Raw genomic sequence first — 26,220 nt, 5'->3', positions numbered from 1 at the left:
ATGTGAGTTAACCGTTTCTCCAACAGGCCACATGGCGCTTGAAGTAGGACTCGAACCTACGACCGATCGGTTAACAGCCGATTGCTCTACCAACTGAGCTATTCAAGCACTTGGTGCCCTACTATAATAGCATTATCCAAGGTATGATGCAAGTGTTTTTTACAATTTTTTTAATTTTTTTTATTTTTTATATATTCCAAATAAAAATCATCCTGATCATCTTGGTCAATTGCTATCTGTTCCATTTCCATTGTTACTGTACTTACATCTGTTTTATATTCATATTTTAAAAGTATTCCCGTTTGTTTGTCAACAAATAAAGATATAGTTCCCTTATTATAAACCGTATCATCAATAGTCCCTTCAACAACAAATACTTCTCGATCAATAAAATCAGTATTATCTTTAATATCATAATTGTCATATTTCATTCCTAACTGATATAAAGCAATTTCTTCTGGAAATACATATGGTGCAACATCACCATATAAATCATTTGCAACCCGAGTACTACTAAAATTATCAATTCTTTCTTGAAGTGACAAACTTTGATATTTAAACAAATTATTATTGGCACTAACTTGTTCTACGATCATTTTTTTCTCTTTTATCAATTCACTTAAATCATTATTCTTTAAATCATCAATATTACCATTATAAAAATACATCTTTTCACTATCTCTAAAAAAACATTGCTCATTAAATCCAGTAGAAGAAACCTGATAAATAAAACTATGATAATCAGGCACATTAATTTGAAAATCATATTTTATCTGCTGCATTTGTCCTTGATAATCCATTGTAAGTACCATTGAACCATTTACATAATTATAATAATCAACACTATTTGCCATTAATAATAACAAATTGTTTTTCCCATCTTGATTATTTTTAAAATTCTGATTGTTTTTCAAAACCTCATTTTTAATTGTTAATACTTTTTCATTTTCTTTAGCACTAGTTACTTTTTTAGCATCAGCATCTTGACAACCACATAACAAAAGTAATGCTATTATTAATAAATATCTACCCTTCATCACATATCACCCATATAGAATTTAAGCATATTTATTTATAAAACATTGTAGAAATCCATAGAAACACTCAAAAGTTCTTAAATTATATCAATAAATTACAAATATATTAAAAAAACTCTTTACAGATTAAAAAAAATATGTTATTTTATTTAGGCACTGAAAAAAAAGACCCGCTAGCTCAGTCGGTAGAGCATCTGACTTTTAATCAGAGGGTCAGGCGTTCGAATCGCCTGCGGGTCACCATTCTAAGTATCCAAGATGAACTGAGTTCATCTTTTTTCATATAATCAAGGAGTAATGATATGATTAAAATTTTATTTATCTGTTTAGGGAATATATGTCGTTCTCCAATGGCAGAATTTGTTTTTAAAGATTTAGTTGAAAAAGAAGGTTTAAGTAATCATTTTTTTATTCAATCAGCCGGCACTTGTGGTGAAGTCGGTTCTCCTGTTCATTATGGAACCCAAAACAAACTACAACAATATCATATTTCTACTAGCGGTAAAGTCGCTATGCAATTAAAAAAATCGGATTACAAAAATTATGATTATTTAATAGCAATGGAAACTAGAAATGTAAATGGCATTTTAAGAATTGTCGGTAATGACAAAGAAAATAAAATATATCGTTTACTAGATTTTTCAAAACAACCTCGTGATATTGCTGATCCTTGGTATACTGGTAATTTTGATGTTACCTATGATGATGTTTATGAAGGTTGTTTAGATTTTTTAACATATTTAAAGCAACACCATAATTTATAGTGTTGCTTTTTCTTTTTCATTATTTTGTTTAATATATTCTGCAATAGTTTTATCACTATATCCTAATAAATATCCAAATTGATAAGCTAAAGAGTTTCTAACTTGTTCATATTTATTATTTTTTAAAGCCTGCCTTTTTTCTTCTTTTAATTCTTGATATTTTTTAATATCTTCATCGTTTCGATAAAAAATAATATTATAAGTATTTAGATTCATTGACATTGCAAACAAATCAGTAATTAAAGGATCATCGTCTAAAAAATAACGAATGTGATACTGATTAGTAATTTTTTCTACAAACTCTAAATAACTATCTCGATCTTGTTTTGTTTTAAAAGGATGTGCTAAGGCAATTTTTTTAACACCAGCTTTAACCATTTCACAAAAACAATCCATTACCCCACAACGATATGAATATTCATCTATAACTATTTCCTGTTTTTGATTTTTCCAATCATCTTCTAAAATAGCCATTAAAATAGTATCACCATAATTATCACCATCTTTAATAGAATCTTTTAATATTCCCTCTTGTTTAAATCCCGCTTTTTTATAACTATGAATAGCTCGTGGATTAAATGAGAAAACTTCTAATTCTACTCGATGTAATTTTAAAGTATCAAAAGCAAATGCTAATGTATTTTTTATTGCCCAGCTGCCAATCCCACGATTACGAGAATTATTATGAAATAAAGCAACTCGATAATTCGCACATTTCAAATCTTGATCTATTTCATTTAAAACACTTTCACCGATTATATGCCCTTTAGGTTCAACAATAACAAAATCATAGCGATCTTTAGCGTCAATACACTGTTTAAAAAAACTAACAACTTCTTCTTGAGTATATGATGTTTTTGAGCCTGTAAATCTAGCCACTTCAATGTCTAATGGATTAAAATTGTTTTGATAATAATCTAATGCATCTTCTTTTTTAGCTAATCTTAAAATATAACCATCTTTTTCAAAAAAGTCGTTCATAAATTTCACCTGCCAGTTATAAATATTTTTATATAAAAAAATCAAACCAACCGGTTTGAAATATGGTGCCGGCAACGGGATTTGAACCTGCAGCCTATCCATTACGAGTGGATTGCTCTACCGTTGGAGCTATGCCGGCTTAAATATAACAATATTATAGCACTTTTGTAAAAAGTGTAAAATATTTTTACCTATTTTCTATTTGGGAATATATAAAAAAATGGTATAATAATCTATCGGAGGGAAATAAATGTACGTTAAAGATGATGAAATAAATAGAATATTTAATGAGCAAAACTGGGCAATGGCTCGAAAGTATTATAAAGATAATGTAATTTCGAACATGTCAGTAATCAAACAAGGTAACACATACCATATTGATGGCCAGGTTACTATTAATGGTCAACATAATAATTGTCAGGTAACTGTCGATACCAGTGGTAAAATAACCAATTTCCTTTGTGATTGCGCTAATTGTCAGGACAACAAAATAGCTTGTGGTCACATCGGCGTTTTATTATTAAAATTTTATAGTTTAGAAATGTCTGATATCCCATTTCAGTTTAATCAAAAAATTGAATATAAAGCTAAAATAGAAGCATTTGAAAGAATCCAGGAAGAAAAAATAATTAACAGTAAAATCCAAGTAGCAAAAGATTTGATTGACAGTTATTCTAATTACCAGGAACCTTCTTTAACGGATACTAATATTCGAATAATACCAAATATCAATCATTCTTTTAATAAACTGTTAATTTCTTATCGCATTGGTAACCAGAAGACTTATGCTATTAAAAACCTAAAAGAGTTTATTAAAAACTTCCGTTACCAGCGAACAGTTAGTTATGGAAACATGCTAACGACAAATCACAATCGTCATTCTTTTGATCAAAATGCTTTAAAACAAATTAATTTCATTCGTGAAAACAGTGATTTTATTGATAGTATCGATCGTTTTAGATCAATTGAAATCAATCAATATAATATCGATGAGTTTTTTGAATTATACTTAACTAATTTAGATATCAATATCTTATTTACAACTATCGATCATGATAATATTGCAATTAATATTAAAGATAAAGATGATTATTTTGAATTAGAACTAAATGTATCTGATGGTCAATTAATTATTGGTAATCAATATATCTATTGTTTAGAAAACAATGTATTAAACCGTTACAGCTTAAAAATGTCTACTATCACTAAAGAGTTATTAAGCGTTTTAACAAAGGAAAATATTATTGTTAATAAGGAAGATTTTGGTTATTTTGGAAAATATATTATTGATCAAATATTGCCATATATCTCAATTACCGGTGTTAATATTGATGACTATTTACCTAGTGTAATCACTCTATTAAGCTATGTTGATATGAATAACTTCGGTGATTTAACCATCAATCTAGAATACCGTGACGAAGAAGGAAATATTTTATTTGATGGTAAATATATTGAAAGCTACGAAACTAAACTACCGTTAAACGTTGATAAAGCACTAGCATTAATTGAAGATTATGCCAATTATGATGAATTGACTAATATGTATTTAATTACTAATAATGATGAAGATATTTATTATTTTATTAAATATGTATTGCCAGAATTAAATCAGTACTGTGATGTTTTCGTTAGTGAAGATATTAAAAATATCAACAAACCAAGAAATGTTGCATTTAATATCGGTATTAGATTGAAAAATGACTTATTAGAAATTGATTTAGACAGCATTAATGTTTCTAAAGATGAAATCCAGGGGATTCTAGATTCTTATCAAAAAAATAAAGCCTATCACCGTTTAAAAAGCGGCGAGTTTATCAATCTTGAAGATCAGACAATCAGCGAAGCCTATGATTTAATCCAGGACTTAAATATCAGCAGCGCTAATGTTGAAGATGGTAAAATCTTAGTCGATAAATCTAAAGCATTATATTTAAATCAACTAACATTAGATAGTAAGACAATTAAATTTTCACGTGACCAGCAATTCCAGGAACTTGTTGACCACATAACTAACTGCAATACTAACCAATACCAGATTGCACCAGCTTATCAAAATATCTTACGTGACTATCAAAAAGATGGTTATCGCTGGATCAAGACAATGAGTGATTATGGTTTTGGGGGGATCTTAGCTGATGATATGGGGCTTGGAAAAACGTTGCAAATGATTGCTGCTTTAGAAGATAGCAAAGATAAAGTCAGCATCGTTATTACACCAGCAACATTAATTTTAAACTGGCAAGATGAAATTAAAAAGTTCTCTAACGATTTAAAAGTAACTTGTATAACTGGTAATCTAGCTATTAGAAAAAAATTAATCGATCAGATTAATAACTATAATATCGTAATTACATCATACGATTATTTACGTCGCGACTTTGAATTATATCGTGATTATCGTTTTGAATATATTGTTTTAGATGAAGCTCAGTATATTAAAAACCAGACTACAAAAAATGCTAAAGTTGTTAAGGAATTAAAAGGTACTCATCGTTTTGCTTTAACTGGTACCCCAATTGAAAATTCATTAGCTGAATTATGGTCTATCTTTGATTTTTTAATGCCTAATTATTTGTTTAATTACAATTATTTTAAAGAAAAATTTGAACGTCCGATCGTTTACAATAAAGATCAGGAAGTACAAGAAAAACTTAAAAAAATGGTTGAACCATTTATTTTAAGAAGAACTAAACAAGAAGTATTATCAGAATTACCAGAAAAAGTAGAAAATACTATTAAAATAGCTTTCAACAAAGAAGAAGAAAATCTATATTTAGCTAACTTAAGCCAAATCAACGATAAATTGCAACAAGCTCTAGAAGTTGAACATCTTGATCATATTCAGATATTAGCAATGATGACTAGATTAAGACAGCTTTGCTGTGATGCACGAATTCTTTACAATAACATTGATGGTCCAAGTTCTAAAATGAGTGCTTGTCTGGATATAATTAAAAAAGCTAAAGAAAATAACCAGAAAGTATTGTTATTCTCTTCATTTACTACTTCATTAGAGTTAATTGAAAAAGAATTACGGAAAAATGATATCTCGTATTATGTATTAACTGGTGCCACAAATAAAATCAAACGTCACCAATTAGTAAATGCATTCCAAAAAGATAATACGACAGTATTTTTGATATCATTAAAAGCCGGTGGTACAGGTCTAAACTTAACTGCAGCATCGATCGTTATCCATTATGACCCATGGTGGAATATGTCAGCTCAAAACCAGGCTACCGACCGTGCTTATCGAATTGGACAAACAAACAGCGTTCAAGTATATAAGTTAATCATGAAAAATAGTATTGAAGAAAAAATTCAGGAATTACAAGCTCAAAAACAAGATTTATCTAATATCTTTATTGAAAACAGTCAAAATAGTATTACTTCAATGTCTACTGAAGAAATTATTTCACTGTTTAAACAAGACTAACAACAAAAGGTATCAGCACACTGATACCTTTTTAGTTTATTCAGTTCTTAAAGCAGTAACCGGATCTTCTAATGCCGCTTTTTTAGCTGGAATCAAACCACCTATTAACGTTAATACAACACTTAATATAATCAATACTACCGCTCCAGTTACTGGTAAGATAGCACTAACATCCTGGCTACCAGCAATATCGTGAATAATCATATTGCCTGGTATTAATAACAATAATGTAATAACAATACCTAACACTCCCGCAAATAATCCAATAATAAATGTTTCAGCATTGAAAACTTGCGAAATATTACGTTTAGAAGCTCCAATAGCCCTTAAAATACCAATTTCTTTTTTCCGTTCTAGAACGCTTATATAAGTAATTACACCAATCATTATCGAAGATACTACTAATGATATTGCAACAAAGGCAATTAACACATAACTAATAACATTAATAATATCAGTTACCGAAGACATTAATGTACCTACATAATCAGTATAAGTAATAACTTTATCTTCATCAACTTTTTCAACATTTTCATTATATTGATCTAAAACATTAATAACTTCCTGTTTACTTTCAAAATCAAGTGGATAAATATTAATACCACTAGGTTCATCTTTACTTGCATAACCAAGTTTTTGTAAATTATTTTCATAAGAAGATGAATCCTCACTCATTAACGATAACATCAATTCAGATAATTCTTCTTCTGACATATTTACCTTAATAGCACTAGCAAATTTACTTGTATCTATACTAATAGCATCTTGGAATTGACTTGAAAAATTATCCATCTGATCAGCCATAACAGTTGTTAACTGCTGTTTTAATGAATTTGCGATCATTTCACTATACTGAGCCATCATCGTTTGCATTTGACTTTGTAAATTAGCTGCAAACTGCTTTGCCATACCACTTTCCTGGATTAATGCTGCCATTTCACTTTGAATCAAATTTTTAGCCGCATCGCTTTGTAAATAAGCCCGAAAATATTCATCCATCTTAGATTGATCAGTAAGATTATTATCTTTTAAATATTGTTGAAATTGGGTCATAATTTTTTGACTGATTTGATTAATCTGATCAGTTGTCAGTTCAAATTTAATATCTCCTAGTAAACTATCAACATCTAAAGAGAGCAATAATGATGGATCGATTGATAACTGACTAAAATCAACATTATCCATATCCATTGATATTTTACTTTGGTCAAAAGAAAAAGCACTTTGTAACATTTCACTATCAACTGTAAATAATGAATTCATATCTAAACTAGAACTTTCAGGATCATCAAAACGTTTCCCGGTAAAAACATCAATATCACGTGTTGCTAATTGTTTTTGAACAATTTCACTTGATTGCGCCTGATTGATAACATGATCGCTCAACGATGGCAAATACCCTATCCCAGATTGCAACATTGTAACATTAGCACCATCTGAAGGCTGAACAATTCCTACTATTTCTAGATTTTCACCATTATCAATTAACTGTTTCATATAAGCTTGATCATCTGTTTTATCACGATAAATATTATAATTAGCATCGTATTGATAACAATCTGAAGGATTAACTAATTTAAAATTAATACCAATAATATCATCATATGAATATGATTGACTATTATCAGGTACTGTTACTTTTTCTTCTTGAGAAAATTGTTGAATCATCGTATCTAATTCCGAATAATCACGTAACCCTAAAGTATAAATCATAAAATCACTAATCTTACCATTGTTATTCAAAACCAGCACACATTCATTATACTTTTCAGGCCATCTCCCTGCTTTTACATCATATTGTTCTTGATATAGATCAGTATTTTGTGGCATCTGATAAAATACATTAGTACTCATCATTGATGACATTGTACTATTACTTGTACTTGAAGCCCCTAAACCAAGCGCTGCAAACGATTGATCAGGATTAACTTGTCGAATCGATTCCGTATTAGCACTATAAATCTGCGGAACAACATTGTAAGTATATTCAACTGACTTAGTATATTTAGAAAGATCACCCTTATTACTATCCAAATATTCTTTTAATGATGTTAAATCATTAGATCCCACTCGCGAAAATATATTTGTCAGCATTTGAAATACTTGAACTTCACCATCTTCTTTAGTTGAATCATCGCTTGACTGGGTATCCATCATCGAAGTTATATCAAAACCTGTACTTTGAATCTGTAACGGATATTCCGATAAAGTTTCTTCTTCTAGCGATTGAATATATTGATTTACCCCATTAGATAAAGAAAGAATCAAGGCGATACCAATAATACCAATCGATCCAGCAAAAGAAGTTAAAATCGTTCGCGCTTTTTTTGTTTTTAAATTATTAAAACTTAATGATAGCGATGTTTTTAAAGACATTGAAGATTTACCCATATTTTTATGCTGTGGTACCTTTAATGTCTTGTTATCAACATTAAATGGGTTAGAATCACTGCGAATTACTCCATCTTTTAATTCTACAATTCTAGTTGCATATTCATAAGCCAATTCTGGATTATGAGTAACCATGACTACCAAACGGTCCTTAGCTACTTCTTTTAATAAATTCATTACCTGAATGCTTGTTTCACTATCCAAAGCCCCAGTTGGCTCATCAGCTAATAAAATATCTGGATCATTAACTAATGCTCTAGCAATCGCTACCCTTTGCATCTGTCCTCCAGACATTTGGTTAGGCTTTTTATGACCTTGATCACCTAGTCCTACTTGTTCTAAAGCTCTTTTAGCACGTTTTCTACGTTCTGCTTTAGATACACCCGAAATAGTTAAAGCTAGCTCGACATTCGATAGAACTGTCTGATGGGGAATCAGGTTGTAACTTTGAAAAACAAAACCGATTGTGTGATTACGATACGAATCCCAATCACGGTCTTTATATTTCTTAGTTGAAATACCATTAATAATCAAATCACCACTATCATAGCGATCTAAACCACCAATAATATTTAAAAGCGTTGTTTTCCCCGAACCACTAGGTCCTAAAATAGCAACAAATTCATTATCACGTAAATTTAACGAAACACCATCAAGTGCTTTTTGAATTAAATTACCTGTTTTATATTGCTTACAAATATTTTTTATTTGCAGCATCACATTCACCCCTTACAATTACTATAATTTTTAAATAACATTATAATAGTATTATCTAAAAATTATAACTATTCTTGTTATCACTATATTAAATGTTATTTTAATATTTAATGATATATAATTTTACTTAAGAAATGTTACACTTATATTAACAACAAAAAAAGTCAAACCATTATAAACGGTTTAACTTTAAATACCCATTTTTAATATATTTTAATTTTTTAAATGACCGATAAATTAGCCATGTAATCAAAATCGGAGCAATAATATCAATTACAATAATTGGAATCCAATAACTGCTTCCCATAACATTTATCGCTTCTAATATTCCTACCAATCCAGCCGTTCCCATTCCCGAACCAACAGGAGTACATGATATTTCTAACACACAGGTTGAAATTGGTGCAATAATAATACTTGTTAAAATTGGCGGTAACCAGATAATTGGGTGTTTAACAATATTTTTAAATTGCAACATACTTGTACCAATTCCAATTGCAATTACATCTCCTAAATCATTATCATCGATTGACATCACTGCAAAACCTAACATTTGTACGCAACAACCTGCCAATGCCGCTCCAGCAGCCAAACCATTCAAACCTAACATCACACCAATAGCAGCACTAGATATCGGTGCCGTTAAAGCCATTCCCATTAAAACTGCTACAACTATTGACATGAAAAATGGTTGCATTGCCACTCCCTGATTAATTAAATCACCAATCCAGTTAATTACCATCGTTAAATATGGACCCACAAATATCGTTACCAATCCAGAAATAACGATTGAGCAAAATGGTACCAGTAAAATATCTATCGGTGTTTTTCCTTGAAGTAAACGAGTAACTTCAGCTGCCGCAATTACCGCTACATAAGCAGCGATTGGATTGCCAGTTGTTGCTTGATTACCATTAAAAGTTCCAGCCCCAATTGTCCCAGCAATTACCGCTGCAATTAAATTTAGTCCTTTAGCATCAATTGCATAAGCAATTCCAACACCAATAGCCGGTCCCATTAAATATGTTGCTATTTCACCCCAGATAATCAACTGACTTATATTTACAAAACTACCAATTTGTTTTAATATCGTTCCAATAATTAAACTGCAAAAAAAGCCATACGCCATACCATTTAAAGATTTTACGATATAGTTCTCTTTTTTCATCATCTATCCCCTTTTATTTCTTTTTATGTTTAAGCAGATCTGGGAAAGCTCGAATTAAACGTCTTTGTGAATACTTTAAATTCCCTTTTTGCTTAATTAAGTTTTTAAAAATAATCTGTTGACGTTGCCACTGCAAACGATTTTTCCCAATGCGTTTATTAACTTCCTGTTGTTTTTCTAATAAGTCTTTCAATAACACCATTTCATTATTTTCAATAGTCTGTTTAAACTGCTCTACTTTCTTTTCAATATTCAAAGCAATTCTAGTTGAAACAATAGTATCAAAAATAAATAATATCGTTAAAACACTAGCAATTATAAACAATAATTTTTCATCGACCTTCGATAATTCATAGGTAAAAAATGGTTGTACATAATCAATGGCAACAACACTAAAAACTCCAAAACAAACAAATCCTTCTAAACAAACCCGACCATTTAAATTAAACGGTTTATGACTATAATCCCACCAGCGCTGGTGAAATAACTTTTCCATACCATAAGATGTAATATATTCTAATAAACAAGCAACTACAGCCCCATTAATAAATAAAGCATAGACAGGATAATCGGTTTTATGAATATCAAATAATACAATTACTAATATCGCTCCAAAACCATATATTGGTATCCATGGTCCATTTAAAAAACCACGGTTATAAGGTTTTTGTTTTCGTGATAATGGTAAAATAATCGATTCCCATACCCAACCAAGAAAGCAGTATATAAAAAAACTAGCTACTAAAATGATTAATTTATCGGTCATAATTACCTCCTATAAAAACAAAAAAACTCTGCCAAAGCAGAGCTAATTTACAAATGGTGGAGCCTAGCGGGATCGAACCGCTGACCTCCTGCGTGCAAAGCAGGCGCTCTCCCAGCTGAGCTAAGGCCCCAAAAATATTTTATTAATTTTTATATATGGTGGGCCTGAATGGATTTGAACCATCGACCTCACCCTTATCAGGGGTGCGCTCTAACCAACTGAGCTACAGGCCCATATATAAATGCAATTAATTAATGGTGGGCCTGAATGGATTTGAACCATCGACCTCACCCTTATCAGGGGTGCGCTCTAACCAACTGAGCTACAGGCCCATCAATTGACTGCTCAAATATAATAACATAAGCTTTTATAATCGTCAACCCTTTATTTAAAATTTTGTCATTTTTTTTGCTATTAATTTATTCTTGTATCAATCACGTCAAAATCAAACATTCACAAGCATATTATTTGTTATTAATATAAAATCATTTTATAATTAATAAATAAATTATTAAAAGGAGAATAACATGAACTTATACGATATAAACGTTTTAGATAACAATAATCAACTACAATCATTAAGTACATATCAAAACCAGGTATTGCTTATTGTAAATACGGCTACGGAATGTGAATTTACTGAACAATATGATGAATTAGAAGATTTATTTGAACAGTATCACGACCAAGGTTTTTGGATCCTTGATTTTCCTTGTAACCAGTTTGGTGAACAAGCACCAGGAACAATGGAAGAAATTATTTCTTTTTGTGCTGATACTTATGGGGTTAGCTTCCCACAATTCGCTAAAATCGATGTCAACGGTCCAAACGAAGCACCTATTTATACATATCTTAAAGAAAACCAGGATCCAGCACTTTCTAAACGAATTGATTGGAATTTTACTAAATTTTTAATTGATCGTAAGGGTAATGTAGTCGCTCGCTTTGAGCCATTAGTCAAACCAAAAGAAATTGCTCTTGAAATTGAAAAACTGCTTGCTCATATTTAGTATCATAATTGCCAAATTTTATCATAAAATTACTAATGGAGGTTATAATGGTAAAATTTGCAATTTATACTTTTCTAGGCTTTATTATCGAATCGGCATATATTTCAATACTTGAAAAAAGAATTCATTTTTCCGGATTATTAAAAGGTCCTTTTATTCCAATATATGGATTTGGAGCATTATTAATATTGAAAGCAGTTCCCTATCATACTAATAATTTTGAAATCTTCTTTTATTCTTTAGTATGTTGTACTGCTTTAGAATATGTAACACACTATTTTTTAGCTCATGATTTAAATATTGAAATCTGGAATTATCAAAAATATCCGGATAATTATTGTAGTCGAATTTGTTTGTTTTATAGTTTAATATGGGGAATATTAGGCATAATATTAGTGAATTTTATCGACCCTTTTATCAATCAGCTTTTAGCTGCTTCTAACTATTATCTTGTTAATGTTATTGCTCTAATATATATATTGGTTATTATTTATCAGTTTTATAATTTACGTTTTCAATTTAAAACAAAAAATAAGTACGGAAATTAAAAAACGCCGTACTTATTTATTATACAAAATATTCATTTTCTTTACGTTTTGATAGTTTTTCAGTAAATTCCTTAGCAAACTGTTGATAATTTTGATCATGATCCATAGTTTTAGCTTGCATTGGACAAATTCTAATACATCTAAAGCAAGATAAACACTGATCATTAATCGTTTTACAATCCTTTGGATCAATAGCTTGCATCGGGCATTTTTTTACACACAATCCACATTGCGTACAATTTTCATTTGTAGACGGTCTAAATTTACCACCATTACCACCTTCACGATAAGGATAATGACCTGGTATTGAAACAAATGAAAAGTTATCTTTATTAATTTTTAACCGCACTAAGCTTCCAAACAACTCATCGCGATACATATCATCATGATCTGGACGTCCCACTTGGATATTTCCATAAGTATGCTGACCAACTAATGTTGCTGCTGCAATCGGGATAAACCCTTGCCCTTCTACAATATTAAATAACTCTAACAATGCATCATCATAATGACGATTACCATAAGTTACTGTTATAATACAAGGAGTATGATCACCAGTAAATGATTTTAATCTTTTAACCGCCTCAACAGGAATACGTCCCCCATATACCGGCATTCCAAATACAACAACATCATGTCGATTAAACTGTTTAGCTTCAATTGGCATAGAAGTTATGTCTATTTCATTTAATGTTCCTTCTAATCCGCGAGCAATACTAACTGCTGATTTTTTAGAAGTTTCTGTAGGGGAAAAGTATATTACATATGTTTTATCAATCTTCATTCCAATCGCCTCCGACACTTATTATACTGACAAAGAATGAACAAATGATTAAGTTTTTAATAATATATTAAAAAACTGACTGAAATTCAGCCAGTTTAAGCCATTGTTGTTAATTCTTCTTTAATTGTATCAAAAGCAACGGCAATATTTAAACCATGATCACCGATTCTTTCAAAATCAATAAGTGTTTCAGTATATAATGCACTATGTTCTGGTGTACATTTTTTATCACGCAATCTTTTTAATTGATTTAATGAAAATTCATGAGTGATACCATCAATATTATCTTCAATTACATCAACTTTTTCAACAATATCATGTAATTCTTCACGTTTTAAGACACTTAATTCTTGTAAAATATTTCTAGTCATATCATTCATGATTGAGATTTCTTTCATTGCTTCATCAGAGAAATGTTCATCATTTTCATAAAGTTGTTTTGCACGTTCAGCAATATTTATAGCGTGATCACCAACTCGTTCTAAATCTCCGGCAGTTTTTAAGAATAATCCAATTGATTGTGATTCTTCGATTGGAAATTCTGAAGAAATCGCTGTTGTTGTATATTGGATAATTTCTTTGTTTAAATAATCAATATATTCTTCATGTTTTAATATTTCTTCGTGTTTAGCCTCATCATAGTTACTCATTAGTTCAAAGGCACGTTGTACATTTTGTTGAACTTCTGACAACATATTTTGTGTTTCATTAAATAATTGGCGATTAACAATAGCACTACGTCCAATATAATAATCATTTGTAAAGACAGATGCATCTAAATATTTAACTGTCATCTTATCTTCTAAACCTTCTTTTTCAGGTAAAACTATATATGTAAGTTTAACTAATTGAGCACCAAAAGGTAATAAAACAATTGTAGTTACAACATTAAAAATTGTATGCACGTTTGCAATCTGTGCCGGTATATTAGTAGGTGTTAATGATGCCATAAAATCAGCAAATGGTGTTAACATACTAATAATTACGAAAATGATTGTCCCAATAATATTAAATGATAAATGGATAATTGTTGTTCTTTTAGCGTTTCTAGTTGTCCCAATACTTGCTAGTACTGAAGTAATACATGTCCCAATATTTTGTCCATACAATACATAAATTGCAGAAGGTAATGTAACGACACCGCTTCTAGCAAGAGCTTGTAAAATACCAACAGACGCAGAAGAACTTTGAATAAGCGCTGTAAAACCAGCACCAACCAAAATACCGATTAATGGATTTTCAAAAGAAGAAACCATACTTACAAACGTTGGTGAATCACGTAATGGTTCCATTGCACCAGACATGATATCCATTCCCATAAACAAAATTCCTAACCCGGCAATAATTGTCCCAAAAGCATCAAGTTTTTTACTTTTGAAAAATGCAATTAACGCTACACCGATAAAAGCGATAATTGGTGCTAATGCTGTAATATCGATAGCAATCAATTGCCCTGTTATTGTCGTTCCGATATTAGCTCCCATAATAATCCAAACAGCACTTTTTAGTTCCATTAATCCAGCATTTACAAATCCAACGACCATTACTGTTGTAGCAGAAGATGACTGAATAATAGCTGTAATTAAAGCACCCACAGCAACACCGATAAAACGATTAGCAGTTAATCTTTCAAGGATTGTTTTCATCTTATTTCCGGCAGCTAATTCAAGTCCATTAGACATCATTGTCATACCGTATAAGAATAATGCCAATCCACCTAGTAAAGTAAATATATCAGTAAGTTCCATTATTTTTCCCCCTTTACAAACGTTACTTTAACATAAAATTAACATAATGCAAACATTGTTAACAAATTCTTAACTTTTCTTTACAAAGATTTACATGAACTTTAGATAACATTACCTTGACATATCAAGGACAAATGGATTATTATAGCTTTAGACAGTTCGTTTGTACCATCCTGTCTTAAAATAAAACTAGGGCATACTTTTTTATATTATCTTTTAAAGTAGGCTTTTAGTGCGCCTACTTTTTTTATTGATGGTATGGAAAGGAGAGAAAATGTATTATTTAAAAACTGAACAAAGCTTTGATAGTGCTCATTTTTTAGCTGGCTATAACGGAAAATGTGCTAACATTCATGGTCATCGCTGGCGCGTTGTCGTTTCAATTAAAAGTACATCTTTATTAGAAGATAAACAAAACAATGGTATGATTATTGATTTTACTGATTTAAAAAATGATTTAAAACAGATTACCGATTCACTTGATCATACTTTAATTATCGAAACTAATAGTTTATCAACTGATTTGTACCAAGCTTTGATTAACGAAAATTTTAAAATCGTTTCATTACCATTTCGACCAACTGCAGAAAATCTAGCTCGATATATTTTTGAGTTATTAGCTAAGAAATACAATCTTGATTGTATTGATGTTTATGAAACTCCTAATAATTGTGCTAGTTACCGAGGTAATGATGAATAATTTTAAAGTAGTTGAAAAGTTTATTAGCATCAATGGTGAAGGCAGTAAAGCTGGACAATTAGCTGCTTTCATTCGTTTTCAAGGCTGTAATTTAAATTGCAGTTATTGTGATAGTAAGTATGCCAATAGTGATGATGCTAAATATTCTTTAATGACTGAAGAAGAAATTATTAATTATTTAAATGAAAACAAAATCAAAAATGTAACTTTAACTGGTGGTGAGCCACTGTTACAAAAAAACATTAAGTCCTTGATTTTTGAATTATTAAAACTTAATTATAACGTCGAAATCGAAACTAATGGTAGTGTTAATATCAAACCATTTATTAGCGATTTACGACCAATTTTTACCTTAGATTATAAAACCCCATCTAGCTTGATGGAAAATTATATGAATGAAAAAAACTACAATTACTTAACAAAAGATGATGTTGTTAAATTTGTAGTCGGTAATCAAAAAGATTTAATTACCGCTAAAAATATTATTGATAAATACGATTTAATTAACAAAGCGCAGGTCTACTTTAGCCCAATTTATGGACAAATCGATCCTAAAGAAATTGTTGCTTTTATGATTGAAAATCAGCTAAATGGCGTTAATTTTCAATTACAATTACATAAATATATTTGGAATCCCAATATGCGAGGAGTCTAAAATGATTGATCTTAAAAAAATTGAAGAATGTATTTATCAAATTATTGAAGCCCTTGGTGAAGACCCTAATCGTGAAGGGTTAAAAGAAACACCAAAGCGAGTAGCTAAAATGTATGAAGAAGTTTTTGCCGGCATTCAATATACTAATCAGGAAATCGCAGAAATGTTCAATAAAACTTTTGCTGATGATCTTGATTTTGCTAACCAAGAAATTGTCGTTGTAAAAGATATCGATATTTTTAGCTATTGTGAACATCATCTTGCATTAATGTATGATATGAAAGTTACAGTAGCTTATATTCCTAACGGTAAGGTCATCGGTCTAAGCAAGATTGCAAGAATTGCTGATATGGTAGCCCGCCGTCTACAGCTGCAAGAAAGAATTGGTAGTGATATTGCAGAAATCATCAGCTTAATTACTGATTCAAAAGATATTGCAGTTATTATAAACGGTAAACATAGCTGTATGAGTGCCCGGGGAATAAAAAAAGCAAACACTTCAACAACCACAAGCACTTTAACTGGGCGTTTTAAAAACGATCCTAGTTTGCAAATATATCTACAATAAAAGGAGAAACTAATGAGAGTTTTAGTATTATTCAGCGGTGGGGTTGACTCTACTACCGCCCTAGCATTAGCAATAAATCAATATGGTCATGAAAATGTCGTGGCCCTTTCCATTAGCTATGGTCAAAAACATGATAAAGAAATTCAGGCAGCTAACCAAATTGCTAAATATTATCAAGTAGAACATATTTTTTTAGATTTAGCTAAGATTTTTGAATATAGCGATTGTTCGTTATTAAATCATTCAAGTAAAGAAATTCCTCACGAAACTTATGCTAAACAATTAAGCAAAACTGATGGCAAACCGGTAACTACATATGTACCTTTTAGAAATGGTTTATTTTTATCTAGTGCCGCTAGTATCGCCTTATCTAAAAATTGCAATTTAATCTATTATGGTGCTCATAAAGATGATGCTGCCGGAAATGCCTATCCTGATTGTAGCGAAATTTTCAACAATGCTATGAATCAAGCAATTTATGAAGGAAGTGGACATCAACTACAAATCGAAGCTCCTTTTGTTAATAAAAGTAAAGCTGATATTGTAAAAATTGGTTTAGATTTAAATGTTCCATATCATTTAACTTGGTCATGCTACGAAGGAAATGATAAACCATGTGGAAAATGTGGTACTTGTCTTGATAGGCAAGAAGCTTTTTTAAAAAACGGGGTTATTGACCCGCTATTAGGAGGAAACAATGGATAATTTAACATTATTAGGTAGTAAAAATACTGAATATAAAGATGACTATGCTCCTGAAGTATTAGAAACTTTTGATAACAAGCATCCAGATAATGACTATTTTGTAAAATTTAATTGTCCTGAATTTACTAGTCTTTGTCCAATCACCGGACAACCTGATTTTGCTACTATTTATATTAGCTATGTTCCTAATATTAAAATGGTTGAAAGTAAATCTTTAAAACTTTATTTATTTAGTTTTAGAAATCATGGTGATTTTCACGAAGATTGTATGAATATTATCATGAAAGATTTAATTAAATTATTAGATCCTAAATATATCGAAGTTTGGGGTAAATTTACACCACGTGGTGGTATTTCAATCGATCCTTATTGTAATTATGGTAAACCCGGAACTAAATGGGAAGATATTGCTTGGAATCGTCTTGCAAATCATGATTTATATCCAGAAAAAATCGATAATCGCTAAAGCAGTGTATTTAAAAAGGCCCTTGACTAAAAGGACCTTTTCTTCTTATTCTTCAATAATATTTGCTAAATCCATAATTAAATGACTTGCTTGAATTCTAGCTAAATCACGTTTTAAATCATCTAATTGAATTTTTTCTAAAACTTCATCAACGCTCATTTGATTAGCAGCAGCAATTTTAGAAACTTGATCTTTAGCTTCTTCATCAGATGTAGTTAAACTTTCAACTTTAACAATTTCATCAATGATAGCTTCAAATGATGCTTGTTGTTTAGCTGTTGGTAATATTTGTTGTTTTAAACTATCTAAATCTGTATTCATCATTTGTAAATATTGTTCTAATTGTAACCCTTGTTGTGCCAATTCAATTGAAATATGTTGGATATGTTGTTGTAATGCTTTTTCAACATCTTCATCACTAACTTCAACTTCACATTCTCCAATTAATTTACCTAATACTGCATTTTCTTTAGCAGCTTCAAATTGTTGTTTATATTGCATTTGTAAAGAAGTTTCAATTAAATTTTTTAATTCTTCTACTGTTTTAAAGTTTGGTGCATTTAAAGAAGCAATAAATTCATCAGTTAATTCAGCTTCTTTTTTGGTAGCAATTTTATTAACAGTAACTTTAAATACTACATCTGCTCCAGCTAAATCTGCTACTCCATAATTTTCAGGGAATGTTAAGTTTAAGTCACGAGTTTCACCTTTAGTCATCCCAATCATTTGTTCTTCAAAACCAGGAATAAATTGACCAGAACCAATTTCTAATTGATGTCCATTAGCTTTACCACCTTCAAAAGGAACACCATCTTTGAACCCTTCGAAATCGATAGTTGTTACATCTCCATTAGCAACTTCACCATCTTTTTCTACTAATTGAGAGTTTTGGCTTAGAAAATTTTGAATTTCACGATTAATTTCTTCTTCTGTTACTGATAATTGTTTAGGAACTTTAACTTCGATTCCTCTATAATCACCTAATTTTATTACTTTACTCATTTTTGTCCTCCTGTATAATAACAGAGAAATTCTAACATAAAATCTAATATAACTTAACCATTATTTACTTTTTTTAACAAATATTTTTCTTTTTAAAATAATCTCATTATCCTTTTTGTCATCTAGTTAAATATTTCTATAAAAAAATAAAATACCCATAAGCGGTATTTTATTTCAATAATTCCGTTAATTCTTCAACACTAGCAACCAAATAATCCGCTTGATACTGTTTTAATTCATCCTCAGTTCCATAACCATATAAAACACCAACACAAGGAATCTTATTTTCATGAGCACCAATAATATCATGTTTACGATCACCAACCATAATAACATCATCATTATCGATTTGATTAGTTTTTAAAACATATTCAATTACTTCGGCCTTCTTTTCACGACTATTAAACTCACTACCACCAACATATTCAAAATATTTTGATAACGAAAAATGTTCAATAATCTGTTTAGCGAAAAACTCTGGTTTAGAAGTGGCTACATATAATTTTTTACCATTATCTTTTAATGTTTGTAAACATTCTACCATTCCTTGATAAACCTTATTATCAAAAATACCATCTGTCTTATAATATTCTCGATATTTTTCAACTGCTTCATTAGCTTTAGCTTCATCAAATCCATAATATTCTTTAAAAGAATCTCTTAATGGTGGACCAATAAAAGGTAATAGGTCATTTAAATCATTTACTTCAATTCCATAATAATTCAAGGCATAACGAACTGACTTAGTTATTCCCATCATTGGATCTGTCAAAGTTCCATCTAAATCAAATAAAATATGTTTCTGTTTCATATTTCCTCCTAAAATAAACTAGTTTGTAAATTACCTGATGTTATAATTAATGATTCTGGTTTTATTTTTAATAAAGACGTAACATTTTTATTTTCTAACCACTCGATCATTTGTAAGTAATTAAATATAAGTGGCATCCGTGAATGAATATTTTCCATACTTTCATTAGCATTAGTAGTAATAATTGCTACTTCTTTTTGATTATTAAATTCCCGATAAATTCCTGCCATAAATAATAATTTATGTTGTGGATTTTCGAAACTAAATCTTTGTTTATGTTCATCCCATTCATAAAATCCCGTAGCTGGAATAATACAACGATGATTAATTAAATCATTTTTAAACAATGCTTTTTGATTTAGTGTTTCACTTCTAGCGTTTATTACTAATTTATTGTCAAATAAGCGATAACCCCATTTAACTAAATCACCTGTTAATTGATTATTATTCATTTTGATTACTGGAATTTGATTACTAGGATAATAAGTTATTCTTTTTTGTAATTCTAATTCAAAAAGATAATCTATCCTATCTTCCATTTCCATTAACATCTTTAATTCTAAAAAATACTGACTACACATTATTCGTTAACTCTCTTTTTAAAAATTCTAATATTTTATAGTTTAATAAATCATTGCTTTTTATTTCACTAAGCTTAGCTACCTCATTACTACACTCACCACAAATATCAATTCCTATTACTTGTCCTTGTTTAATCATTTCCGCTAAAAACAGTTTAAGTTCTAATAAATACATTTGTCCTTGTTGCCAATTAGTTATAACAACATCTTGACTTAACACATCTTTATCAATTGATATATATAATGGATAATTTTCTAGCAGCATTGCAGCTTTATCCCATTTATTTAAATCACCTAAATCTTCATCAGTAAAATATATAATATCTTTTTGATATTTTTCATCAATTAAAGCAACTTGTTCTTTGGCAATTCCAATTAAAATCACTTTCTTTAAATACTTATTATGTTCCATAGCATTTAAAATCCAGGAACCACAACTTAAAATATCGCCAAAAAGCGGTTTTAACATATCGCTATGATGATCAAAAACAACTAAAACAAACTCCTCAGTTAATTTCTCTAGATAAAATTCACTAACATAATGAAAATTCCCTGAATCAATAAAATGAATCCCATTAACTGGACAAGTACAGATACGTTTTTTTATCTTCTCTTTAGCTTCATCACTACAATAGCCATGAGTCCCTTCAATATCTCGACAGTCAATCCAGTTTATATTTTCATGTCGATAAAACTTTTGCATCCGATATATCCCTGTAAAATCCATTACCGTAAGTTTTTTGTCATCTTTAATCTTCAATACCATTAAATCATCTCCATTTATCTTTGATAACAAAAACAATCAGTTTCATGATCATTAACAACACCTACTGCTTGTAAATACGAATAGATAGTAATTGACCCCACAAAACTCATTCCGCGTTTTTTTAAATCGGCTGAAATACAATCAGATAAACTAGAAGTAGTTTTAATTTTATCATCCTCATTTTTAATTATCTGATAATCGGTATAACCCCAAAGATATTTTGAGAAACTACCGAATTCTTTTTGAATATCTATAAATATTTGAGCATTCTTTATTGCAGCATTAATTTTTCGTTTACTTCGAATAATTTTTTCATTATTTAATAATTCAGTTACTTTATCTTCATTATAAGCAGCTATTTTATTCACATCAAAATTATCAAACGCTTCTTTAAAAGCTTCTCTTTTTTTCAAAATTGTAATCCAGGAAAGTCCCGCTTGAAAAGTTTCTAATAAAAACATTTCATATAATTTTTCATCATCATAAACCGGTACTCCCCATTCATAATCATGATAATCTTGATATAATTTTGATTTGTCTTCAACCCACTTACATCTTTTAACCATTTTACCTCCATCTTTGTATCAGCATATTTTATAATTAATCTCTTTTATTTTAACAAATTATCATTCATAATCAAAATATTTTAACCAAGAATAGACAGCCTCGATCATCATTACGCTTCTAATGAAACTTACACATAGTCATACTCTATTATTTTTTATAGATAATATTTACCCATATATTAAAAAGCTGCTTTTCCAGCAGCTATAGTCTATTATTTTTTAATTACTTTCTTGATTGTTTCTAGTGATTGATTTTCTAATAGCATTTTAAAAATCTTATCATACTCTTTAGCTTCTAAATTACTCAAAAAATTATCATCTTCATCTGGATATTTTGATTTGAATAGCTGAATAGTTAGATTCCTTTTTTCAAGCAAAATTCCTTCTTCTTTTCCATTTTGATAACTCTCTTCGAGTTCCATTTCATGAGCATAAATATTTAGCTCCCGATTATATGCTGCTAATCTTAGTTCATCATCTTGATTAAATCTTTCCATCTTGTCTTTCATTATCTCAATCACCTTTGATTCTTTCAGTTTCATTATATCATCTGTTATCCCGTTTGCAAATATATAGATTGCCAGTTCTAATTCGCTGAATTCATCTAGTTTTTTATACTGCTTTATGACATTGATATAAGGCACTTGAACATATACTTGATTCATCAGATTATTCTTTTCTAATTTACCTTCTTTATTTCTACTTTGATAAGTATCATAAAGCTGTAGATTATCACTATCTATATCATTGATAAAAATAATTTGATAGACTGGATTTATATATCTATATTTCTTTACCTTTTTTTCCTGATATGTAGGCATTTTAGCTCCGTATAGTTGAAAACGATGACGTTGACTAACAGAAAAAGATGAATTTTGCATCTCAATATCAATCTGCTTGCCTGATGCAACAGTTACTTTAATATCTAAGATCATATCTTTATCTTCAACATGGTCACGACTTAAATCCGGATTCAAAACTTTGATATCCTGACATTGAATATTTAAAATACCTTCAATAAACAACTTTAACAAATTATTATTCATAATCAAAATGTTTTAAATCATAAAATATGATTACTATAATTTATGATTTAAAATAATAAAAGAGATCTACCTATTTAAGGTTCTTACTCGATAATGGGTAGATAAAAATTAGGAAGTAATAAAATTTATTGATCAATCAACTTATTTTATTCTTCCATTTACGTATATTACCCTAAAGCAAGAAAGAACCCTATTTAATAAACCTCTTTTAACAATTTATTTAATCGGGAAAAGTAATTCTAAAATATGTTTACCCTGTTTATTAGAAAATAGCACTCCATCATTACAATATTTACAATAAGATACGATAACATCAGTAGTAGCTTTATTATATTTATTAGTAAAATATGCTTTTTTTTCTTCTTCAGTTAGCTTTTGTTTTAAATGATATCCAGCAATTTCATACGAAGGACAATGATCATTTAAAGCCTCATTTTCAACAATATCAATATTCATTTTTTTCATTAATGATCTTATCGCTTTTTTTACTTCTTGTTTGTTATTAGCCAAATGACAATCTTGCAATGTCATTTGAATGCCATGATAATCATGGAAAATAAAATTATCATCTTGATCAATGATGTTCCAAATAAATTCTTGTTGATTACCTTCTAGTACTCGTGAGCAATTGAGGCAAACTAAAATTGCTTGGTCATCATCATTTAGCATTTTCCCTTTTACTTTACAACATCCTATTGGATCAATTTGATATTTATCTTTAAGATATGCAGCTAATTTTTTACTAGCCTCAGGATAACTAGCAACCGCTTTACAACTTGGAAAAAATACTTTTGCCATCTTAGTTTCCCTCTTTACTACTATTTAAAAGTTCATTAAAAATAAAACGTCCATTATCATACTTAAAATGCAATATACAGCAGTTAGTCAATCTTTTCCCGTTTAATAATTGTTCTGGATTACCTAAATGAGATAAAAAGCAACGACATGCCCCAGCATGAGAAACAGCTAAAACCTTTTGACAATCAGGTTGTTCCATTATATTAGTAAGTGTTGTCACCATTCTATCCATAACTTCTTTTCGGGTTTCGCCACCGTAAAGAGAAAAAAATTCATCATATTTAGCTACTGGTGGATTTAGATCCTCACTCTCACCTTCAAAGCTGCCAAAATACCTTTCCTTTAGTCCTTTTAATCTTTGATAGGGTTGGTCAGTAATTAACTCTAAAGTATCAACACATCGTTCTGCTGTCGAACTATAGAAGTGGTCAAATTTAATCTTAGATAATATGTTTTTAGCTTGTTTGGCCTGATTGATACCAGCTTCAGTTAAAGGTGAATCACACCAGCCCTGAATTTTTCTTCTTTGATTAAACAAAGTCTCTCCATGACGCATCAAATATAAATCTTTCATTTCTACAAATCCTCCCCATTGGACTTAATAACTTTTTGATACCAATAAAATGAATCTTTTTTTATTCTCGAAAAATCACCTGTACCATCATCATGTTTATCTACATAAATAAAGCCATATCGTTTATAAAATTGGCCTGTTCCAGCAGAAACAATATCTATTGGTCCCCACGATGTATAACCTATTAAGTTAACCCCTTCATTAATAGCCTCCTTCATTGCTATTAAATGTTTTCTTAAATAATCAATTCGATAATCATCATGAATACTTCCATCTTTTTCAACTTTATCAACTGCACCAAAACCATTTTCAACTATCATAATAGGTATTTTAGGATAACGACTTGAAATGGCTTTTAATGTATATTTCAATCCATCCGGATCAATTTGCCAACCCCATTTACTTGCTTGTAAATAGGGATTTCTAGCCCCGCCAACTAAATTACCACCAATTTTTTCAACATTAGGATCAGTACTAACACAATTGGAAATATAGTATGACATTGTATAAAAATCAATAACTCCCTCTTTTAAGATTTTTTTATCATTTACTAATATATAAGAAGTATCAATTTGATGATTTTTCAAATAAGCTAACATATATTCTGGATATTCACCCCTAATTTGAACATCTGCACAAAAATCATTAAAAATTGCATCTTTTTGTTGCCATGCTAAAATATCTTTAGGATTACAAGTGCGTGGATACCAGGTAATATGACTAATCATATTGCCAATCATAAATTCTGGATTGATTTTATGACCTTCGATTACCGCCAAAGCACTAGCAACTAATTCATGATGTAATGCCGTATATCGTTCTTGAGGATTATCACTTAATTCATCAAAAGTACATGGCTCATTTCTTTGTAAATCTTTTCTTGTCATATAGCCAAGTCCCATAATACTAGCCAAAGGATCAGCCATCGTCCCAGCATTAATTTCATTAAAAGTAAGCCAGTATTTAACTTTATTTCGATATCTTTTAAAACAAGTTTTTGCATATTTGAGATAATAATCAATCACTATTCTTGAGTAAAATCCTTGATATTTTTCTACTAAATTCCAAGGCATTTCATAATGAGATAATGTGACCATTGGTTCTATTCCATATTTATGACATTCATTAAAAATTTTATCATAAAATTTTAAGCCTGCTTCATTAGCAACTGCTTCTTCACCAGTTGGATAAATACGAGCCCAATTAATTGATATTCTCAAAACTTTAAAACCCATTTGTGCAAATAAGCCAATATCCTCCTTATACCGATGATAAAAATCAACGGCTTCATGACTAGGATAAAATTTATTTTTCTGAATATATTTACAAATTGTTCTTGGGGTATTAATATCACCACCTAAAATCATATCTGGTACACTTAACCCTTTACCATCTTCTAAATATGCACCTTCACATTGATTAGCGGCCAACGCACCACCCCATAGAAAATTTTTTGGAAATTTCATCTTGACTCTCCTTACTTAAAATTAATTATTTTTTCCAGGATTTTTCAACTTCATAACCAATGTCATTAAGTTAAGATGACAAATTTTTAGCCAGGAGCTATATAGAAAATATATTTTCTCCTGGTTATATTTTTATTCAAGCTAAAAAAGTGTAGTCTTGAAA

25 protein-coding genes and 6 tRNA genes are annotated in these 26,220 nt (G+C 29.8%); 10 read left to right on the top strand and 21 right to left on the bottom strand.

Translation table 11 applies throughout. The annotated features are described in order from the left end of the window. Positions 1-32: 32 nt before the first annotated feature. Both B5F09_RS12035 and B5F09_RS12030 read right to left on the bottom strand, forming a co-directional pair. Positions 33-108: transfer RNA gene (locus B5F09_RS12035), tRNA-Asn, on the bottom strand. A 62-nt stretch (positions 109-170) separates the two neighbouring features. Next, positions 171-1,037, bottom strand: a complete 867-nt coding sequence (locus B5F09_RS12030; RefSeq protein ID WP_087374430.1) for a hypothetical protein — start codon at positions 1,035-1,037, stop codon at positions 171-173. A gap of 167 nt (positions 1,038-1,204) precedes the next feature. On the opposite strand from B5F09_RS12030, the gene B5F09_RS12025 reads away from it, so the two are divergent. After that, positions 1,205-1,280, top strand: a tRNA-Lys gene (locus tag B5F09_RS12025). Between the two features lie 59 nt (positions 1,281-1,339). Further along, positions 1,340-1,801 carry a low molecular weight protein-tyrosine-phosphatase gene (locus B5F09_RS12020; protein WP_087300711.1) on the top strand — a complete coding sequence of 154 codons (462 nt, stop codon included), beginning with the start codon at positions 1,340-1,342 and terminating at the stop codon, positions 1,799-1,801. Here B5F09_RS12020 and B5F09_RS12015 read toward each other — a convergent pair. Then, entirely contained in the window at positions 1,796-2,782 is a 987-nt protein-coding gene (locus B5F09_RS12015; protein WP_087374428.1) for a GNAT family N-acetyltransferase, read from the bottom strand. The genes B5F09_RS12020 and B5F09_RS12015 overlap by 6 nt on opposite strands. A gap of 63 nt (positions 2,783-2,845) precedes the next feature. After that, positions 2,846-2,921, bottom strand: a tRNA-Thr gene (locus tag B5F09_RS12010). 111 nt (positions 2,922-3,032) lie between these two features. Here B5F09_RS12010 and B5F09_RS12005 point away from each other — a divergent pair. Next, positions 3,033-6,221 (top strand): DEAD/DEAH box helicase, encoded by a 3,189-nt coding sequence (locus tag B5F09_RS12005; RefSeq protein WP_087374426.1) that lies wholly within the window; start codon positions 3,033-3,035, stop codon positions 6,219-6,221. A 36-nt stretch (positions 6,222-6,257) separates the two neighbouring features. Here B5F09_RS12005 and B5F09_RS12000 read toward each other — a convergent pair whose 3' ends face one another. From B5F09_RS12000 to B5F09_RS11975, 6 genes are all read right to left on the bottom strand, one after another. Beyond that, positions 6,258-9,329: an ATP-binding cassette domain-containing protein gene (locus tag B5F09_RS12000; protein WP_087374424.1), complete on the bottom strand. Its 3,072-nt coding sequence runs from the start codon at positions 9,327-9,329 to the stop codon at positions 6,258-6,260. 172 nt (positions 9,330-9,501) lie between these two features. Continuing rightward, a complete protein-coding gene (locus B5F09_RS11995; RefSeq protein WP_087374422.1) occupies positions 9,502-10,497 on the bottom strand; it encodes a PTS transporter subunit IIC in 996 nt (331 codons plus the stop codon). 13 nt (positions 10,498-10,510) lie between these two features. Continuing rightward, positions 10,511-11,263, bottom strand: a complete 753-nt coding sequence (locus B5F09_RS11990) for a putative ABC transporter permease (RefSeq protein WP_087374420.1) — start codon at positions 11,261-11,263, stop codon at positions 10,511-10,513. Positions 11,264-11,317: 54 nt separating this feature from the next. Continuing rightward, positions 11,318-11,393: transfer RNA gene (locus B5F09_RS11985), tRNA-Ala, on the bottom strand. Between the two features lie 26 nt (positions 11,394-11,419). Continuing rightward, positions 11,420-11,496 (bottom strand) — tRNA-Ile (locus tag B5F09_RS11980). A gap of 22 nt (positions 11,497-11,518) precedes the next feature. Continuing rightward, positions 11,519-11,595, bottom strand: a tRNA-Ile gene (locus tag B5F09_RS11975). A gap of 195 nt (positions 11,596-11,790) precedes the next feature. Between B5F09_RS11975 and B5F09_RS11970 the strand changes: the two genes are divergently transcribed. Together B5F09_RS11970 and B5F09_RS11965 are read left to right on the top strand one after the other, a co-directional pair. Further along, complete coding sequence (locus tag B5F09_RS11970) at positions 11,791-12,273, top strand: glutathione peroxidase (protein WP_087300723.1); 483 nt, start codon at positions 11,791-11,793, stop codon at positions 12,271-12,273. 47 nt (positions 12,274-12,320) lie between these two features. Continuing rightward, positions 12,321-12,821, top strand: coding sequence for a putative ABC transporter permease (locus B5F09_RS11965; protein ID WP_087374417.1), 501 nt, complete (start codon positions 12,321-12,323; stop codon positions 12,819-12,821). A gap of 19 nt (positions 12,822-12,840) precedes the next feature. Here B5F09_RS11965 and B5F09_RS11960 read toward each other — a convergent pair whose 3' ends face one another. Together B5F09_RS11960 and B5F09_RS11955 are read right to left on the bottom strand one after the other, a co-directional pair. Beyond that, a complete protein-coding gene (locus B5F09_RS11960; protein ID WP_087300727.1) occupies positions 12,841-13,605 on the bottom strand; it encodes a 4Fe-4S dicluster domain-containing protein in 765 nt (254 codons plus the stop codon). 95 nt (positions 13,606-13,700) lie between these two features. Further along, the gene (locus tag B5F09_RS11955; RefSeq protein ID WP_087300729.1) at positions 13,701-15,353 is read right to left on the bottom strand and encodes a Na/Pi cotransporter family protein; all 1,653 of its coding nucleotides are present in this window, start codon (positions 15,351-15,353) and stop codon (positions 13,701-13,703) included. 274 nt (positions 15,354-15,627) lie between these two features. Here B5F09_RS11955 and queD point away from each other — a divergent pair, with 274 nt between their 5' ends. The 5 genes from queD to queF are packed head-to-tail and all read left to right on the top strand — an operon-like array spanning position 15,628 to position 18,447. Continuing rightward, entirely contained in the window at positions 15,628-16,053 is a 426-nt protein-coding gene (gene queD / locus B5F09_RS11950; protein ID WP_087300731.1) for a 6-carboxytetrahydropterin synthase QueD, read from the top strand. Next, positions 16,046-16,708, top strand: coding sequence for a putative 7-carboxy-7-deazaguanine synthase QueE (gene queE, locus B5F09_RS11945; RefSeq protein WP_087300733.1), 663 nt, complete (start codon positions 16,046-16,048; stop codon positions 16,706-16,708). Before queD ends, queE begins: the two co-directional genes overlap by 8 nt. A gap of 1 nt (position 16,709) precedes the next feature. Continuing rightward, positions 16,710-17,276, top strand: coding sequence for a GTP cyclohydrolase I FolE (gene folE, locus B5F09_RS11940; RefSeq protein ID WP_087300735.1), 567 nt, complete (start codon positions 16,710-16,712; stop codon positions 17,274-17,276). A gap of 12 nt (positions 17,277-17,288) precedes the next feature. Then, the gene (queC, locus tag B5F09_RS11935; RefSeq protein ID WP_087300737.1) at positions 17,289-17,981 is read left to right on the top strand and encodes a 7-cyano-7-deazaguanine synthase QueC; all 693 of its coding nucleotides are present in this window, start codon (positions 17,289-17,291) and stop codon (positions 17,979-17,981) included. Then, positions 17,974-18,447, top strand: a complete 474-nt coding sequence (gene queF / locus B5F09_RS11930; protein WP_087300739.1) for a preQ(1) synthase — start codon at positions 17,974-17,976, stop codon at positions 18,445-18,447. The genes queC and queF overlap by 8 nt, the downstream gene beginning before the upstream one ends. A gap of 45 nt (positions 18,448-18,492) precedes the next feature. Here the strand turns inward: queF and tig are convergent, their stop codons facing one another. From tig to B5F09_RS11885, 9 genes are all read right to left on the bottom strand, one after another. Then, positions 18,493-19,449 (bottom strand): trigger factor, encoded by a 957-nt coding sequence (gene tig, locus B5F09_RS11925; RefSeq protein ID WP_087300741.1) that lies wholly within the window; start codon positions 19,447-19,449, stop codon positions 18,493-18,495. Positions 19,450-19,618: 169 nt separating this feature from the next. Next, positions 19,619-20,260 carry an HAD family hydrolase gene (locus B5F09_RS11920; RefSeq protein ID WP_087300743.1) on the bottom strand — a complete coding sequence of 214 codons (642 nt, stop codon included), beginning with the start codon at positions 20,258-20,260 and terminating at the stop codon, positions 19,619-19,621. 8 nt (positions 20,261-20,268) lie between these two features. Further along, positions 20,269-20,799 carry an SOS response-associated peptidase gene (locus B5F09_RS11915; RefSeq protein WP_239404333.1) on the bottom strand — a complete coding sequence of 177 codons (531 nt, stop codon included), beginning with the start codon at positions 20,797-20,799 and terminating at the stop codon, positions 20,269-20,271. Between the two features lie 34 nt (positions 20,800-20,833). Then, the gene (locus B5F09_RS11910; protein WP_239404331.1) at positions 20,834-21,607 is read right to left on the bottom strand and encodes an arginase family protein; all 774 of its coding nucleotides are present in this window, start codon (positions 21,605-21,607) and stop codon (positions 20,834-20,836) included. A gap of 14 nt (positions 21,608-21,621) precedes the next feature. After that, the gene (locus tag B5F09_RS11905) at positions 21,622-22,173 is read right to left on the bottom strand and encodes a DNA-3-methyladenine glycosylase I (RefSeq protein ID WP_087300747.1); all 552 of its coding nucleotides are present in this window, start codon (positions 22,171-22,173) and stop codon (positions 21,622-21,624) included. Positions 22,174-22,385: 212 nt separating this feature from the next. Further along, positions 22,386-23,219, bottom strand: a complete 834-nt coding sequence (locus B5F09_RS11900) for a PD-(D/E)XK nuclease family transposase (RefSeq protein ID WP_087374415.1) — start codon at positions 23,217-23,219, stop codon at positions 22,386-22,388. Positions 23,220-23,435: 216 nt separating this feature from the next. Beyond that, positions 23,436-24,017: a hypothetical protein gene (locus tag B5F09_RS11895; RefSeq protein WP_087300751.1), complete on the bottom strand. Its 582-nt coding sequence runs from the start codon at positions 24,015-24,017 to the stop codon at positions 23,436-23,438. Between the two features lies 1 nt (position 24,018). Continuing rightward, complete coding sequence (locus B5F09_RS11890) at positions 24,019-24,591, bottom strand: histidine phosphatase family protein (RefSeq protein ID WP_087374413.1); 573 nt, start codon at positions 24,589-24,591, stop codon at positions 24,019-24,021. 2 nt (positions 24,592-24,593) lie between these two features. Beyond that, a complete protein-coding gene (locus B5F09_RS11885) occupies positions 24,594-26,057 on the bottom strand; it encodes a glycoside hydrolase family 1 protein (protein ID WP_087374411.1) in 1,464 nt (487 codons plus the stop codon). Between the last annotated feature and the right edge of the window lie 163 nt (positions 26,058-26,220).

It is taken from the genome of Erysipelatoclostridium sp. An173 (assembly GCF_002160495.1).
Lineage (GTDB): Bacteria > Bacillota_I > Bacilli_A > Erysipelotrichales > Coprobacillaceae > Thomasclavelia > Thomasclavelia merdavium.
Note: the sequence above shows the minus strand (reverse complement) of the source record. Positions and strands in the feature narration are given on the sequence as shown.